General features: G+C 73.3%; 12 protein-coding genes. All 12 read right to left on the bottom strand.

Annotation, left to right across the window (positions count from 1 at the left end; translation table 11 throughout):
- Nucleotide 1: 1 nt before the first annotated feature.
- On the bottom strand, nt 2-907 hold the full coding sequence (locus AB0J53_RS12700) for an ABC transporter permease (RefSeq protein ID WP_364171507.1): 906 nt from the start codon (nt 905-907) through the stop codon (nt 2-4).
- On the bottom strand, nt 904-2505 hold the full coding sequence (locus tag AB0J53_RS12695; protein ID WP_364171505.1) for an ABC transporter substrate-binding protein: 1602 nt from the start codon (nt 2503-2505) through the stop codon (nt 904-906). Before AB0J53_RS12695 ends, AB0J53_RS12700 begins: the two co-directional genes overlap by 4 nt.
- On the bottom strand, nt 2502-3596 hold the full coding sequence (locus tag AB0J53_RS12690) for an LLM class flavin-dependent oxidoreductase (RefSeq protein WP_364171504.1): 1095 nt from the start codon (nt 3594-3596) through the stop codon (nt 2502-2504). The genes AB0J53_RS12695 and AB0J53_RS12690 overlap by 4 nt, the downstream gene beginning before the upstream one ends.
- Entirely contained in the window at nt 3593-4627 is a 1035-nt protein-coding gene (locus AB0J53_RS12685) for an LLM class flavin-dependent oxidoreductase (protein ID WP_364171502.1), read from the bottom strand. The genes AB0J53_RS12690 and AB0J53_RS12685 overlap by 4 nt, the downstream gene beginning before the upstream one ends.
- Nucleotides 4624-5775, bottom strand: coding sequence for an LLM class flavin-dependent oxidoreductase (locus AB0J53_RS12680; protein ID WP_364171500.1), 1152 nt, complete (start codon nt 5773-5775; stop codon nt 4624-4626). The genes AB0J53_RS12685 and AB0J53_RS12680 overlap by 4 nt, the downstream gene beginning before the upstream one ends.
- Entirely contained in the window at nt 5772-7097 is a 1326-nt protein-coding gene (locus AB0J53_RS12675) for an NtaA/DmoA family FMN-dependent monooxygenase (protein ID WP_364171498.1), read from the bottom strand. The genes AB0J53_RS12680 and AB0J53_RS12675 overlap by 4 nt, the downstream gene beginning before the upstream one ends.
- Nucleotides 7094-7885 (bottom strand): glutathione S-transferase C-terminal domain-containing protein, encoded by a 792-nt coding sequence (locus AB0J53_RS12670; RefSeq protein WP_364171497.1) that lies wholly within the window; start codon nt 7883-7885, stop codon nt 7094-7096. Before AB0J53_RS12670 ends, AB0J53_RS12675 begins: the two co-directional genes overlap by 4 nt.
- Before the next feature lie 73 nt (nt 7886-7958).
- Nucleotides 7959-8465 carry a flavin reductase family protein gene (locus AB0J53_RS12665; RefSeq protein ID WP_219508510.1) on the bottom strand — a complete coding sequence of 169 codons (507 nt, stop codon included), beginning with the start codon at nt 8463-8465 and terminating at the stop codon, nt 7959-7961.
- 246 nt (nt 8466-8711) lie between these two features.
- Nucleotides 8712-10283, bottom strand: coding sequence for a lanthionine synthetase LanC family protein (locus AB0J53_RS12660; RefSeq protein WP_364171494.1), 1572 nt, complete (start codon nt 10281-10283; stop codon nt 8712-8714).
- Between the two features lie 98 nt (nt 10284-10381).
- Nucleotides 10382-11614 (bottom strand): pectate lyase, encoded by a 1233-nt coding sequence (locus tag AB0J53_RS12655; protein ID WP_364171492.1) that lies wholly within the window; start codon nt 11612-11614, stop codon nt 10382-10384.
- 110 nt (nt 11615-11724) lie between these two features.
- Entirely contained in the window at nt 11725-13632 is a 1908-nt protein-coding gene (locus AB0J53_RS12650) for a protein kinase (protein ID WP_364171490.1), read from the bottom strand.
- 51 nt (nt 13633-13683) lie between these two features.
- Nucleotides 13684-15402 (bottom strand): serine/threonine-protein kinase, encoded by a 1719-nt coding sequence (locus tag AB0J53_RS12645; protein WP_364171488.1) that lies wholly within the window; start codon nt 15400-15402, stop codon nt 13684-13686.
- Nucleotides 15403-15881 lie beyond the last annotated feature (479 nt).

Here is a 15881-nt window from a genome sequence, read left to right as displayed (position 1 = left end):
GTCAGGCCCGCACCCTGGGATCGATGACCCGGTAGGCCAGGTCGAGCAGCGTGCTGATCGTCACGTACACGACCGCCGACAGCAGCACCACGGCCATCACCACCGGCAGGTCGCCGCCGGTGACGGCCTGCATGGCGACCTGCCCGAGCCCCGGCCTGCCGAACAGCACCTCGGTGATCACCGCGCCGCCGAGCAGGGTGCCGGTGAACCAGCCGGCCAGCGTCACCGCCGGGAGCAGCGCGTGCCTGAGCGCGTGCCGGGCGACCAGCGCCCGCTCGGTCAGCCCGCGAGCCCGCGCGGTCACCGCGAACGGCTGCTCCAGCGCCCGTTCCAGCCCGTCGCGCAGCACCTGGCCGAGCACGCCCGCGATCGGCAGCCCGAGCGCCAGCGCCGGCAGCACCAGCGCCTCCGGCCCCGCCGCGCCCGACACGGGGAACCAGCCGAGCGTGAACGAGAACACCGACAGCAGCACGATCCCGACGAGGAACGGCGGCACCGACACCGACACCAGCTCGGCGGCCGAGGCGGCGGTCCGCGACCAGCGGCCCCGCCCCGCGGTGACGAGCGCGATGACGGCCGCCAGCGCCACGCCCGTCGCGGCGGCGGCGAGCGTGAGCTGCGCGGTCGGCCACACCTGGCCCGCCAGGATCTCGCCGACGCCCCGCTGCGACTGGTACGAACGGCCCAGGTCGCCCCGGAGCAGGCGGCCCAGGTACGCCAGGTACTGGACGACCTCCGGCCGGTCCAGGCCCCACTCGGCGATGATCCCGGCCCGGATCTCCGGCGTGTCGGGGCCGTCGCCGACCAGGATGTCGACGGTGTCTCCCGGCGCGAGCAGCAGCGCGAGATAGGCCGCCGTGGCCGCCGCCCACATGACGGCGACCCCGGCGAGCAGCCTCCTGATCATGTGCCGATCCGCACGTCGTAGGCGCTGCGCGGCGTCCCCGAGCCGGGGTCGAACCCTAGCCCCTGCACGCCCGCCCGGGAGGCGATCTGGTCGGCGGGCACGTAGATCGGGAACACCACGGCCTTGTCCGCCACCACGACCCGCTGCACCCGGGCGTAGAGCTTCTTGCGCTCGGCCTGGTCGAGCGTGGCCGACGCGCGGTCGAGCCAGCCGTCCACGCGCGGATCGACGTACCCGGACCGGTTGATCGCGCCGTCACGCGGCAGGATCAGGTTGAGCGCCGCGCCCACGTCGGAGTCGCCGCGCGAGTTCTCGAAGATCTCGTACGCGCCGTCCGCCACCGCCTGCTGCGCGGTGCCCTGGTCGACGATCTTCACCTGGAAGTCGATCCCGGCGCTCTGCTTGACCTGGGCCTGGATCGCCTGCGCCAGGACGTCGCGGCGGTCCCTGACGAACGGGGCCGACGACACGCTGCGCACGCTCAGCCGCTTCCCGTCCTTGACCCGGTAGCCCTGGGCGTCGCGTTCCGTCCAGCCCGCCGCGTCGAGCAGCGCGTTGGCCCTGGCCGTGTCGCCGCCGAAGGAGCGTTCGAGCGAGGCGTCGTAGAACGGGCTCGCCGCGCCGACGACGCTCCACGCCCGCGTGGCGGTGCCCTGGTAGACGGCCTTGAGCACGGCGTCCACGTCCACCGCCTCCCGGAACGCCTCGCGGACGCGCTGGTCGTCGAAGGGCGGGTGGGTGACGTTGAAGTAGTAGGAGAACGACGTGCCGGAGTTGAGCGCGGTCTGGAGGGCCAGGCCGGGATCGCTCTTGATCAACTTCACCTCGGTGGCCGGGACCCCCTCGATGACCTGCACCTGGCCGGAGGTGAGCGCGCCGACCCGGACCGCCGCCTCGGGCAGGAACCGGTAGACGACCTCCGACAGGTACGCCGGCCCCTGGTGCCCGGCTCCGGGAGGCGCCCAGGCGTAGGCGGGGTTGCGCCGGTAGCGGATCTCCTGGCCCTGCACGTACCGCTCCAGGATGAACGGCCCGGTCCCGACCAGGTCGGGGCCGCCGAACTTCAGGTCCTTGGCGGTCTTCAGCGACCTGGGCGACACCTGGCCGCCGTACGGCGAGGCGAGGAAGTCCAGGAAGAGGCCGTCCGGCTCCTTCAGCTTCACCTTCAGCGTGTGCGAGGCCACCGCCTCCACCTCGTCCAGCGCGCCGAGCTGGATGGACGCCACGGCCGGGTTGTAGTCCGGCACGCGGAACTGGTCCAGGTTGGCCTTGACGGCCGCCGCGTCGAACGCCGTCCCGTCGTGGAACTTCACGTCGTCACGCAGCTCGAAGGTGTAGGTCAGGCCGTCGTCCGACACCTTCCACGACCTGGCCAGCCACGGCTGGAACGAGCCGTCCTTCCCGCGCGAGACGAGCGCGTCGAACTGGTTGAACACCAGCAGCCTGGCCTTGTTCTGCGACCACTGGTGCGGGTTGAGCGTGATCGGCTGGGTCTCGATCGCCCACGTCAGCGAGGCCGCCTGCTCGCCCTGCGGGGCCGTCTGCGTGCCGCAGGCGGCCAGCGCCAGCGCGAGCAGCAGGGGCGTCAGCCGCTTCACTGTCGCTCCCAGGCGTCGGCGAGCAGCTCGTAGGAGCGCACCCGGTCGGCGTGGTCGTGGGTGATGGTGGTGACCAGCAGCTCGTCGGCCCCGGTCACCCGCCGCAGCGTCCGCAGCCGCTCCGCGACCTCGCCCGGCGTGCCGGTGAACTGCGTGTCGGTACGGTCGCGGACCAGGTCACGGTCGGCCTCGCTCCACTCGTACGCGGCGGCCTCCCGCGGCGTCGCGTACGGCTGGGCGCCGGCCCCGGTCCTGATGCCGCGCACCCACAGCCCGTACGGGGCCGCCAGCTCGCGGGCCTTCTCCGTGGTCGGGGCCACGACGGCGTCGGCGGAGACGATCACGTACGGCTCCGCCAGCGTGGCCGACGGCTTGAACGCCTCCCGGTACGCCTGGACGGCCTCCAGCACGGTGGCCGGGCTGACGTGGTAGTTGGCGGCGAACGGCAGGCCGCGCTCACCGGCGACCCTGGCGCTCTGGCCGCCGCTGCTGCCGAGGATCCACACGGCCACGTCGGCCCCCTCCCCGGGCACCGCGCGAGCCTGGTGGGTGCCGCCGAGGAAGGCGAGCACGTCGTCGACCTGCTCGGCGAAGTCCGGCGTCTCGGCTCCGGGCTGGCGCAGCAGCGACTCGTGGAAGACGAGCCGGGGATGCCCGGCGAGCCGCGACCAGTCGAACGGCGCGGGGATCAGCAGCCCGTCGACCGTCCGGGGGCCCGGCGGGGGCTCGGGCGCCCGAGCCGGCGCCTGGCCTGGCGCGGGCCTGCCCGAGCGGCCGAGGCCCAGGTCGAGGCGGCCCGGGTGGAGGGCGTCGACGAGGCCGAACTCCTCGACGACCGACAGCGGCGTGCGGTGCCCGAGCTGGACCGCCCCCGAGCCCACCCGGATGGTCCGGGTGGCGGCGGCGATCAGCGCGATGAGCACGGAAGGCGCGGAGCTGGCCACGCCGGGGGCCAGGTGGTGCTCGGCCACCCAGTAGCGGCGGTAGCCGAGCTCCTCGGCCCGGCGGGCCAGGTCGAGCGTGTTGCCCAGCGCGTCGGCGGCGCTGTGGCCGGACGTGATGGGGGCGAGGTCGAGGATGGAGAGGGTCATGACGTCCTTCCGGGGAACGGCCGGCTGGGGACCGCCTCGCGCAGCGCGGGCGCGATCTCCGCCTGGAACAGCTCCAGCGCGTCCCGGTGCCGGCGGGGGGTGAGGCCGTCGGCGTCGGCGTGCAGGTGCATCACCTCGTGGCCGAACCGCTTGTGATAGCGCAGCACCTTGTCCACGATCTGCTGCGGGCTGCCGACCAGGATGGAGCCGCGCTCGATGGCGTCCTCCAGCGTCGGGAACACCGGCCGGACGCCGAGCTCCGCCAGCAGGGCGATCCTCGCGTCGTAGATCGGCCGGTAGGTGGCGATCGCCTCCTGCGAGGTGCGGGCCGTGTAGAAGCCCGCGGTGCCCGCGCCGACGAGCGCGTCCGCCGGGTCGTGCCCGTGGTGCGCCCACCGCTCGCGGTAGTGATCGATCAGCTCGGCGTACGGCTCGATGGGGTTGGTGACGTTGGCCGAGAACAGCGGGTCGCCGTAACGGGCGGCCAGCTCCACGGACTCCTTGCTGGTGGCGCTGCCGTGCCACACCCTGATCGGCCGCTGGAGCGGCCGGGGCAGCACCTCGGCGTCGGTGAGCGGCGGCCGGAACCGGCCCTCCCAGGTGACCTTGTCCTCCCGCCACAGGCGGCGGAACAGCTCGTAGCCCTCCCGGTTGCGCTCCCACTGGTCCTCGGGGGTGACGTGGAAGAGCTGCGCCTGCGCGGTCCCGTTGCCCTTGCCGATGATCAGCTCCAGCCTGCCGTCCGACAGGTGGTCGAGTGTGGCGTAGTCCTCGTACGCGCGGACGGGGTCGAGCAGGCTGAGCGTGGTCACCGCGGTGAACAGGCGGATCGTGGCCGTCCTGGCCGCGATGTTGGCCAGCACCACGGGCGGCGACGACGACAGGAACGGCCGCTCGTGCCGCTCGCCCACGCCGAACCCGTCGAAGCCCAGTTGCTCCGCCAGCACCGCGTTCTCGACGACCTCGCGGAGGCGATCGGTGGGTGAGCGGTCGTCGTGGTGCGCAATCAACGTGATAGCCAGAAATTTCATGATGCCTCCGCGTATCGGCTGGCCGGGCGGGGCAGCCCCAGCAGGCCGCGCAGCGTGCCCGCCTCGTACCCGGACCGGAACGCGCCCCGCGCACGCAGCTCGGCCGTCAGCCGCCGGGTGATCTGCTTCAGGTCGTCCGGCACCACCCCCGGGCGCAGCCGGAACCCCTCGATCCCGGCCCGCCGCCAGTCGAGCAGCAGGTCGGCCAGCTCCCCCGCGGTGCCGGTGAAGACCGCCGCGTCGGAGGTCAGCTCGGCCCCGGCCAGCTCGTCCAGCCGGGCCCTGCGCCCGGCGGCGTCGTCGCCGACGAACACGAGCAGATCGGCGAACACCTTGACCTCGCCCGACAGGCCCCTGATCTCCCGGACGACGTCCCGCGCCTGCTCGGTCGAGCGCGGCGTCACGTACACGACGTCGGCCGCCCGCGCCGCGAACTCGTACGGCAGCCGCGCGTGCGCCAGCGCGGTGACCACGGGCTGGCCCTGCGGCGGGCGCGGCGTGATCGACGGGCCCTTCACGGTGAAGAAGCGCCCGGTGAAGTCGATGTGGTGGAGTTTGTCGCGGTCGACGAACCGGCCGGTCGGCACGTCGCGGATCTCCGCGTCGTCCTCCCAGCTGTCCCACAGCCGGCGCGCCACCTCGACCGCGTCGGCGGCCTCGGCGAACAGGTCCCGGACGTGGGGCGAGTCCGCGTCCAGCCCGTCGAGCGGCGGGAACGCGCGGCGGCCGAAGTGCCGCGCGTCGCTGCCGCGCGCCGAGATCCGCGCCTGCCACCCGGCCCGGCCGCCGCTGACGTGATCGAGCGTGGCGATGCCGGTGGCCACGTGGAACGGCTCGGTGTGCGTGGTCGTGGCCGTGGGGACGAGCCCGATCCGCCTGGTCAGCGGCGCGATCCGGGCCGCCAGCAGGACGGCGTCGAACCTGCCCCGCACCTGCCCGGTCTCGTCGTCGTCCCCGTCGGCCAGCAGCGACTGCAGGCCCAGCGAGTCCTCGATGGTGACGAAGTCGAGCAGCCCGCGCTCGGCCTCGGCGACCTGCGCCGCCCAGTAGCGGGCCGAGAAGATCGTCTCCGGCCTGGCGGTGGGCTCCCGCCACGCGGCCGGATGCCAGCCCGCGCCGTCCAGGGCGACGGCCAGGTGCAACGTCATGACAGCTCCAGGTGTTCGCGCAGCGTGGCGCCGGTGTACTCGGTACGGAAGACGCCGCGCTCCTGAAGCAGCGGCACCACCCGGTCGACGAAGTCGTCCAGGCCCCCGGGCGTCAGGTGCGGCACCAGGATGAACCCGTCCGCCGCGCCCGCCTGCACGTGTTCGTCGATCTGCCTGGCCACGCTCGCCGGGGTGCCGACGAACGTCTGGCGGCCGGTCACCTCGATGACCAGCTCGCGGATGGTCAGCCCCTTCTCCTGGGCGAGCGCCCGCCACTTCGCGGCCACTGCGGCCCGGTCGGCCAGCCGCACGCGGCCCTGCGCCACCTCCCCCGTCAGGTCCGGCTCCACGTCCGGCAGCGGCCCGTCCGGGTCGTAGGCCGACATGTCGCGGCCCCACACCTGCTCCAGGAACGCGATCGCGGTCTGCGGGCCCACCTGCTGGCTGCGGATCACCGCCGCGTTCTCGGCGGCGTCCTCCTCGGTGTCGCCGAGCGCGTACGTGGCCGCCGGCATGATCTTCAGCTCGTGCGGCGCCCGGCCGTGGCGGGCCAGGCGGCCCTTGACGTCGGCGTAGAACGCCTTGCCGTCGTCCAGCGTGCCGTGCCTGCTGAAGATCACGTCCGCCGTGGCCGCGGCGAACTCCCGGCCCTGCTCCGAATCGCCCGCCTGGATGATCACCGGATGGCCCTGCGGGCTGCGCGGCAGCGTGAACCGGCCCGCCACGTCGAAGTGCTCGCCCCGGTGGGTGACCGTGCCGATGCCGCCCGGCCGGACGAAGCGCCCCGACTCCCGGTCGGCGACGAACGCGCCCGGCTGCCAGGAGTCCCACAGCGCCCGCGCCAGCCGGACGAACTCCGCGGCCCGCGCGTAACGGTCGGCGTGGTCGAGGTAGCCGCCCCGGCGGAAGTTCTCGCCGGTGAACGCGTCGGACGTGGTCACCACGTTCCACCCGGCCCGGCCCTCGCTCAGGTGGTCGAGCGTGGCCAGCCGCCTGGCCAGCTCGTACGGCTCGTTGAAGGTGGTGTTGACGGTGGCCGCCAGGCCGAGCCGGGACGTGGCCGCCGCCAGCGCACTGAGCACGGTCAGCGATTCGGGCCTGCCGACCACGTCCAGGTCATGGATGCGGCCCTTGAGCTCGCGCAGCCGTAACCCCTCCGCCAGGAAGAAGAAGTCGAACAGGCCGCGCTCGGCCGTCGCCGCCAGATGGGTGAAGGAGGAGAAGTCGATCTGGCTGCCCGAACGCGGATCGGACCAGACCGTGGTGTTGTTGACGCCGGGGAAGTGCGCGGCCAGGTGCACGCGGCGGCGCGGCCGGCTCACCGGTCCCGCCGGTGCGGCTGGTGCCAGGAGTCGGGCAGTCCCTCGATCGTCTCCGCGAACGCCGGACGCCGGTACAGGTCGCGGGCGTAACCCCACAGGTGTTCGAACTCGCTCAGGTCGAACACCTCCAGCCGGGCCAGCGACACCCACAGCCGCACGTCGGCCTCGGTGATCGTGTCGCCCGTCAGGAACCGGTGCTCGCCCAGCAGCGCGTCCAGCCGCTCCAGCGCGGCCCGGGAGGCGCCGGTGTTGACCTCCGCGTAGATCCAGGCGTTCAGCTCGTCGATGCGCGGACGCAGGTGCACCGGGTACAGGTCGGCCCCCGCGCGGGCCCAGGCGTCGAACTGCGTGCCGAGGTCGATCGTGATGTCGGGGAAGTGGTTGCTCACGATCCGGCCGGTCAGGCGGTCCCACAGGACCGGGACCGACAGGTGGCCGTCATAGCCGGGCCGCGTCGCCTCGTACGCCTGCCCGAGCAGCGTGAACCCGTTGACCGGGTCGGGGCCGCGGTGGGCGCGGAACGCCCAGCCCCGGCCGTCGCGCTCGTCGTCCACGTACGACAGGGTGACGACGTCCTCCAGGCCCTTGAGCTTGCGGACGATGGCGACGCGCTGGGCGTACGGGCAGGTCCAGGCGGCGTAGACGTGGTAGCGGCCGGGTTCGGCGCGGAAGCCGCTCGAACCGTCGGCGGTGACGCGCCCGCGGAAGGGGTAGGCGGGCGTGCGGGCGTAGTGGCCGTAGGTGGCGTGGTCGGCGGGGCTCGCGAAGGCCGGCGCTTGCGTGGTCACGGTGGCTCCTGGGGTGGGCACAACGGTGGGCACGGTGTGAGTGGGCACGGTGTCAGTGGTCACGGGGGCTTCCTCAGGGGTGGGCGGTGAAGCGGCCGAACCGGCCCTGGTGGTAGAGCAGGGGGCGGGCGGCGGACCGCACTCCGGCCTCCGCCACCAGGCCCACGACCAGCACGTGATCCCCCACGTCGCGGATCTCGTACGGCAGGCACACCAGATGGGCGGACACGTCGAGCAGCAGCGGCGCGCCCAGCGGGCCGGGCCGCCAGCGGGTGGGCTCGGCGAACCGGTCGACGCCCTTGCGGGCGAACCTGGACGCCACGTCGGCCTGGTCACCGGCCAGCACGTTGACGGCGAAGTGACCGGCCGCGCGCAGGGCGGGCCAGGTGGTCGAGGAACGGTCCACGTAGAAGGAGACGAGGGGTGGTTCGAGGCTGACGGAGGAGAAGGAGGTGGCGGTCAGGCCGACGGGGACGCCCGCGTTCTGCGCGGTGATCACCACGACGCCGGCGGCGTGCACGGCGAGGGCCTGGCGGAAGCGGTCGGCGTCGACGACGGGGCCGGGCAGCGTTTCCGTCATCGGTCCTCCTCCGGGTCCGCTTCGTCGTCGGGGAGGTCGTACCAGTGGATGTCGCCGGGAAAAGGGTCAAGATCGATCACGAGAATGTCCTCACGGGGAGAAAGGCGTGGCTGGGTCGTGATCAACGACACTGCGCGCTGGCGACGTGACCGAAGTCCACGTGCGGGCGCCTGGTCAGGTTGAGTCCCTGGCTCATACCGGAAACGTACGTCGCGGCGTCCGCTAAGTCAACATTTCCTACTCGTTTTATAGGAATTGAAGACGCGCAGGCGGGAACGGGTTGTCGGGCAGCAGGATCACCCGGCGTCCCTCCCTCGGACGCAGCGCCGCGTCCAGGTGCAGCAGGGCGGCGCCGATGCCCGCCGCGCCCACCATGTAGCCCGTGTCGGCCGTCAGCTCGCCCGGCCGCAGCCGCCGGTACGCCTGATACCAGCGCAGCCCCCGGCCACCCGACCCGTCGGCGGTCCCGATCAGATGCTCGGCGAGCGCCTGCGCGTGATCCAGGTACGCCTGCCGCCCCGAAGCCGCCCACAGCCCCACGAACAGCTCAAGCAGCCCGGCCGCCCCGCAGCACTGGCATGCCGCGTTCCAGAACCCCGGCGTACGCCGCTGCGGCACCTCGCTCTCGACCACGCCGTGCGCCAGCCGCTCCACCCAGTCGAGATCCCCCGGATCGCCCCCCACCCGGTGAAGCTCGTGGAACATCCGGGCCACCCCCGCCGAGCCCGAACAGAACCCCAGATAGTGCAGCTCCCTGGCCTGCGGCACGTGATGCGGCACCACCGCGCACCGCCCCGCCACCACGCTCACCTCCCGCACGAACCCGGCCCCCCGCCGCGCCGCCTCCAGGAACCGCATGTCCCCGGTCGCCCCGTACAGCCTGGCCAGCAAGAACGCCGTCCCCGCCGTCCCCGCCAGGAACCCGGGCGCCACCGCGTCCGCCGGCAACGCCGCCCGATCCCCGCCCTCGGACTCCCCCGTCCGATCGTCAACGGGCCTCCCCGCGGGCGGGGGCGCCTCACGGGGGTCGGCGCGCCCGGAGGAGGCCGGCGGCTCAGCGGGGTCGGCGCGCCTCAAGGGCTCGTCGGGCGTGTGGGCGTCGTGGGGCGTGGGGGCCTCGCCGGGGCGCCCTGGCGGCGTCCCTTCAGCGGACTGCGGCGGGCGGGGCGGCTCATGGTGCGGCGGGCGAGCGGGCGAAGGCGGAGGGGACGGAGGGGGTGGGGCGCCGAAGCGGTGACCGGGGACGGCGAGGCCGGCGATGCGGGCGCCCGCCTCCAGGGCCACGTCCTCGCACGCGCGCACGCCGAGCGCGGTGGCCGCGCGAAGCAGGGCGAGCACGATGCCGCCGTCACCCCGCTGCGCCGGGTCGCCGGTCCAGCCGGGCCCGCCGGGCAGCGGGCGGGCGGCGGCGGCGATGCGGGCGGCGGCAGCCGCGGCCTCCTCCTCGAACCCGCCGTCGCCCAGCGCCCAGCCTGCCTCGGCGAGCGCCACCACCGTGCCCGCCAGGCCGTGGTAGAGGGTCAGATCCGGCTGGTCACGCCACCCGGCCGCCAGGTAGCGGGCCCCGGCGCGAGCGTCTTCCAGGTACGTCTCGTCACCGGTGGCGTCGGCCAGTTCGAGGAAGAAGAGCACGATGCCCGCCGCCCCCGCGTAGAGGGACGCGGGCTCGGCGGGGACGGCCGCCCGGCCGCCCGGGTCGGGGTTGGCCGCCCAGTGCCGCCGCCCCCGGCCGTCGTCGACGGCGGCCGACCGGATCCACCGTGCCGCCTCGACGGCGGCGTCGAGGGGTGTGCGCGCGCGGGTCGTGTCCGAGCCCATGCGCTCAGTATCCCACAGAGACAGTAGGGAATTCCGCTACGTGTTACCGCTAACGCAACGCGCCGGGAAAGGACGCCTCTCCCGGCGCGTACCGGGAGCTATCTGTAGGTGATGTCGGAGGAGGAGTAGAGGCAGTTGACCCCGTCCGCACCGGAGCCGATCTTCTCGGGCTCACTCCCCTTCGGAACGCCCCGGTACTTCTCGCAGATCGTCGCGCTCCCGTACACCGTGATCCGGCTGAACCTGGCCGTGTCACCCCAGTTGGTGTTGATTCCGGCCAGCACCTTCGTGGACCGGGCGGTGACGCCGTCCATGACCACGTGCCGCTGGTAGGAGCTGGAGCAGTTGCCGCACGCCCGATAGAGCTTGCCCGAGCTGTGCACCTGGAAGTCGCGGATCGTCACCGTGCCCGCGCCGTTGTGCTGGAACACCTTGTCGGAGCCCGACTTCGCGCCGCCGCCCTCGACCAGGTAGCGCGCCGAGGAGCTGGAGCTCTTGAACGTGGCGGCGTCCTCGCCCACGTCGTTCCACCACACGTTGCGGATCGTGCACGAGCCCTCGCAGTGGATGCCGTCGCCGGCCGGGGCGTCGATGATCACGTTCTGGATGGTGCCGCCGTTCGCCACCACGAACATCGGGTCCTGGCTCTCGCCCTGCCCGCCGTCGCCGATGCCGTAGTAGCGCTTCATGCCGCCGTCGAAGAACGTGCCGACCTCGCGCGTCTCCGTCTGGTGGACGCTGCCGGTGTCGGACGGCCACGCGCCGCTGCCGTCGCCGCCTCCGCTGTCGCCGGAGCCGAGCTTGACCAGCCGCCACTGCTGGTTGGCGCCGTTCAGGTCGTCCCACTGGGAGACGCGGGCGCCGTCGCTGGTGGCCCACTCCCACGCCTCCAGGGCCTTGCCGCTGTGGCGGTTGATCAGGCGTACGTGCCCGCCGTCGGAGTCGGCCAGGCGGAACTGCTGGTTCCAGCCGTTCAGATCGGCCCACTGGACGATCTGCGCGCCGCCTTCGGCGTTCCACTCGTAGACGTCGAGCACCTTGCCGCTGTGCCGGGACTTGAGCCGGTAGTAGCCGTCGCCGGAGCTCACGAACCGCCACTGCTGCTGGTTGCCGTCGTTGCGCGCCCACTGCACGATCGGGGCGCCGTCGGCGGTGGCGAAGTCGTACAGGTCCAGGGCCTTGCCGCTGTGCCGGTTCACCAGGACGTACCAGGCGCCGGTGTCCACGGTGGCGGCCTGGACCGGCGGTGGCAGCACGGCCAGGGCGCCCGTCAGTGCCGTCACCACGGCGGTGGCGGCCACGGACAGGCGGCGCAAGAGTTGACGTAACACGTCCGCTCCCTTCGGGTAAGCGCTTTCCCTGATTGATCCCACGCCCCCGACCGGCCGTCAACCAACGAACGCGCCCGGGAAGGGTGACCTGCGGCGTTCCGCTGAAAATTTCAGCCCGGGAAGTCCAGGACCAGGTACTCGTACTCGCCCGCACCGGCCTGTTTGAAGACCTGGTCGCCGTCGTGGTCCACGAACACCGTCAGATACAGGTCACCCCGCTGCTCCGCGATCGGCTGCTGCGTGTCGCCCTGGAAGATCGACGAGACCAGCACCTTGTCCTGGGTGTCCGAATGGCGGGTCACCCGGTCGCCGATCAGATAGTTGTGACCCTCGTCGTTGAGGAACAGGGTGCCGGAGCCGTGCTCGAAGTCCGCCATGCCGGTGCCCGGGGCGAAACACCGGTGATCGGCCGTCTTGGCGCCGTCCGTGATGTCGAACACCGAATCGTCCATCCAGGCGCACACCTGCACCGCGCGCTCCTCGGGCACGCGGGGGAAGCGCAGCTCGAACGGGGCCGCCTGCAAGGAGACCCTGGTGACCGGGGCGGCCAGGTCGGTGAGCGCCAGCGGGGCGGCGGCGTTCCCCTGCCAGAACTCCAGGCCGAGCCTCGGCGACCGCACCACCGCGTTCCCCGTGGACGCGGACGGCGAGCTCGTCGTCGTCCCGGCGCCTCCGGTCAGATTGGTCACCACGACCACGACCCCGGCCAGCACCGCGACCGCCGCCGCCACCGCGCCCACCAGCAGCCCCCGGCGCCTCCTCCCCGGCCGCGTGACCGGCCCCACCGCCCCCCACGTCCCCGGCCCCGAAGCGCTGTGACCAGCCGGATAGGACGCCCCCTCCGACGGCCCACCCGCCCGAGGCCCGGCCCCGGCTGGGGTCGCCCCTCCCGAACCGGGCCCGGCCCCCGGCGGGGCGTATCCCCCTGACGGGACCTGGCCTCCCGAGCGACCGCCACCCCCTGGAAGGGACGCCCCTCCCACGGGAGCGGGCGTCCCCGAGGGCGGAGGAAGCGAGTACGGGGTACCGGCCGGCGTACGGGCATGACCGCCCGCAGGAGCGTGACCCCCTGCGGGAGCGTGACCTCCCGAAGGAGCGTGCGCGCCTGGAAGGGGTGCCGGTTCCGAAGGGGGTGCGGTGTTCCGGGGTGGGTTTGTGTCCCGTCGGGGTGGGAGGGCCGGGTGGCGGGGGCCGGCGGGGGTGTGGGTGAGGAGGGCGGTGAGGAGTTGGGCGGCCGTGGGGCGGTGGGCGGGGTCCTTGTGGAGGCAGGCGGCTACGTGGCCGCGCAGGGGGCCGGCGAGGCGGCCGAGGTCGGGGTCGGCGTTGAGGATCCGGTTGATCACCGCAGGGAGCGGCTCGTGCCCGAATGGCGGTTGCCCGTTGGCCGCGTACGCGATCGTGCACGCCCATGCGAACAGGTCCAGCTCGGGCCCGGCCGGGTGCCCGGAGAGCTGCTCGGGCGACATGTACGAGGGCGTGCCGACGACGCCGCTGGCCGGTCCGGCGGTGGCGTCGAACCGCCGGGCGATGACGAAGTCGATCACGCGGGGCCCGTCGGCGGCGAGCAGCACGTTGGCGGGTTTGAAGTCGCGGTGCACCACGCCCGCCGCGTGGATGGCGCCGAGCGCGGTGGCGGTGGCGACGGCGAGCCGGTCGAGGTCGGCCCCGGAGAGCACGCCGCGCTCGTGCACCGCCGCCTGCAGTGACGGCCCGTCGACGTACTCGCTGACCACGTACGGCGGGTCGGCGTCGGGGTCGGCTTCCAGGACGCGGGCGGTGCAGAACGGCGCCACCCGCTGGAGGGCGGCCAGTTCGCGGGTGAAGTAGCGCCGGGCCTCGGCGTCATGGTCGAAGCGGGCGTGCAGGAGCTTGACGGCCACCTCCTGGCCGTCGGGGCCCTCGCCCAGGTAGACGACGCCCTGCCCGCCTTCGCCGAGCCGTGCGCGCAGGGCGTATCCGGCGATCTCCCGCGGGTCGTTCTGCCGGAGGGGGCGCGTTCGACGCCGAGATGCGGGCATACGTCCGATTCTGGCGGGCCGGCCCGATGGGGCGGTAGCCGTCAAACGGGGTTATCCTGCGGGGTTCGTCTTGAGGATCTTGCCCTTGCGGTCGGCGACCAGGTAGCCGCCGTCGTACTCGTCGCTCAGGTAGACGAGCAGGACCTGCCGGGTGGCGCCGGTGAACGGGAAGTCGGTGTCGACGATGAGGTAGCGGGAGGTGGGTTTGGGGACGTTCAGGGCCTTCGGCGCCTTGCGGAACAGGGCGGGGAGGACGCTCCAGTCGAACGATTCCAGGTCCACGGCGGGGGACTTCGTGGTGTGGCCGAAGCCCTCCTGCTTGGTGACGACGCCGTCGCGGTAGAAGTAGCGGTCGTAGGCGCCCTTGCGGGCCTTCGCGGGGGCCTCGGCGGAGGCGTAGGTGGGGTAGACGGTGAGGCCGTAGACCTTGGTGCCGCCGATGACGGGCTTCATGGCCTTGATCAGGTCGCGCATGCCCGCCTCGGTGTGCAGGTTGACGGCGCGGGGGGTGGGGGTGGTGGTCTCCTCCTCCGGCTCCGGGTCCTCGGTGGGGGTGCGGTCGGGGGCGGCGAGGGTGGCGGCATCTTCGGGCCGCTGCTGGGGGTCGCCGGTCGAGGAGGGGAGTTGCGTCCAGACGACGGCGGCGACGGCCACGACGGCGGCGGCCGAGATCGCGCCGACGATCCTGCCGGTCTTCCGCTTCCCCGCGGTCCGTTCCTGGGTCGGCAGCCCGTAGGGCGCGGGGGCCGGCGGGCCGCCGTAGGGCCGGCCGGGGGGATGCGTCATCGCTCCCCGGGGAGGCGGGTACGGCGTGCCCCCGAAGGGCCCGGGCGGATGCGTCGGCGAGCTGCCTGCGGGCTGGTGGCCGTAAGGGCCGCCCGGGGGGTGGGTCGGCGCCTCGACCGGCGGGGCGCCGCCGAACGGCCGGTCCCCGGGGGCCGAGGGGGCGTCGGTGGCGACGGTCAGGAGGTGGTCGAGGGTCTCGGGGCCGGGGCGGGCCGACGGGTCGCGGTTGAGCAGCGCCATCAGGGCGGGCCCGAGCGCCCCGGCCCGTTCCGGCGGCGGCACCTCCTGGTTGAGCACCGCCGCGAGCGTCGCCAGCGTGGTGGCGCGGCGCAACGGATGCCGGCCCTCGACCGCCACGTACAGCATCATGCCGAGCGACCACAGGTCGGAGGCCGGGTCGCCCTCGTGCCCGTTGATGCGCTCGGGCGCCATGTATTCGGGCGAGCCGATGAACGACCCGGTAGCCGTCAGGCTGGGCGCCTCGCGTACGGCGGCGATGCCGAAGTCCGTCAGGACGGAGCGCCCGTCGGAGCGGAGCAGGACGTTGGCGGGCTTGACGTCGCGGTGCTGGATGCCGACGGCGTGGGCCGCGCGCAGCGCCGACAGCACCTCGCGGCCGAGCCGCGCGACCTCCGCGGGGGGCATCGGGCCGTGGGCGAGCCGGTCCTGGAGCGAGCCGCCGGTGACGAGCTCCATGACGAGCCACGGGTACGTGTCCGTGCCCTCGTCGACGATGTGGTGGATGGTGGCGACGTGCGGGTGGTTGAGCCGGGCCAGCGCGCGGGCCTCGCGCAGCACGCGGGCGCGCAGCTCGCGGGCCAGGGCCGGGTCGTGCTCGTCCATGGCCGGGTCGGGCGGCCGCACTTCCTTGAGCGCGACGTCGCGGTGCAGGGCGGTGTCCCAGGCCCGCCACACCAGACCCATGCCGCCGCCGCCGAGCCGTTCGCGCAGCTCGAAGCGGCCGTCGATGACCCGTTCACGCATGGGCAGCAGAGTACGCGTTCCGCTCGGACGACGGCAGTCCGGGTAAAGACGGCCAGATCCAACCATGGAGTAGTTGAAAGCTCACTATGGGTACTGACCACTGCGGATGATCAGATCACCACCCGCAGGGGGCACCCATGTACAAGCACGTCATCACCGCACTCGCAGCGACGGCCACCGGCGTCACGTTGATGGCCGCGCCTGCCGCTGCCGACGACTACGACGACCGGCTCAGGGAGTGGTGCGCGAACGCCACGTACCTGCCGCACTCGCCGCTGCGTGACGTGATCGGCGACGACGAGCTGGTCCAGTACCTGACCGACGACGAGTACGGCCGTGACGGCGTACGGATCAGCTACGACAGGCAGCCGACCGCCGAGGAGTGGGCCGAGATCAACGGCTACGTCCACGCGCTGATGGGCCAGGTCTTCGACTCGAACTCGAACGCGGACGCCACCGCCAGGCGCACCGGCCCGGTG

Source organism: Nonomuraea sp. NPDC049725 (assembly GCF_040674795.1).
GTDB lineage: Bacteria > Actinomycetota > Actinomycetes > Streptosporangiales > Streptosporangiaceae > Nonomuraea > Nonomuraea ceibae.
Note: the sequence above shows the minus strand (reverse complement) of the source record. Positions and strands in the feature narration are given on the sequence as shown.

What these genes read in the sequence shown, in the direction of transcription:
- AB0J53_RS12690 (WP_364171504.1), bottom strand. Translation starts at nt 3,596, where the DNA reads ATGACCCTCTCCATCCTCGACCTCGCCCCCATCACGTCCGGCCACAGC.
- AB0J53_RS12680 (WP_364171500.1), bottom strand. Translation starts at nt 5,775, where the DNA reads ATGACGTTGCACCTGGCCGTCGCCCTGGACGGCGCGGGCTGGCATCCG.
- AB0J53_RS12645 (WP_364171488.1), bottom strand. Translation starts at nt 15,402, where the DNA reads ATGCGTGAACGGGTCATCGACGGCCGCTTCGAGCTGCGCGAACGGCTC.
- AB0J53_RS12650 (WP_364171490.1), bottom strand. Translation starts at nt 13,632, where the DNA reads ATGCCCGCATCTCGGCGTCGAACGCGCCCCCTCCGGCAGAACGACCCG.
- AB0J53_RS12665 (WP_219508510.1), bottom strand. Translation starts at nt 8,465, where the DNA reads ATGACGGAAACGCTGCCCGGCCCCGTCGTCGACGCCGACCGCTTCCGC.
- AB0J53_RS12700 (WP_364171507.1), bottom strand. Translation starts at nt 907, where the DNA reads ATGATCAGGAGGCTGCTCGCCGGGGTCGCCGTCATGTGGGCGGCGGCC.
- AB0J53_RS12660 (WP_364171494.1), bottom strand. Translation starts at nt 10,283, where the DNA reads ATGGGCTCGGACACGACCCGCGCGCGCACACCCCTCGACGCCGCCGTC.
- AB0J53_RS12685 (WP_364171502.1), bottom strand. Translation starts at nt 4,627, where the DNA reads ATGAAATTTCTGGCTATCACGTTGATTGCGCACCACGACGACCGCTCA.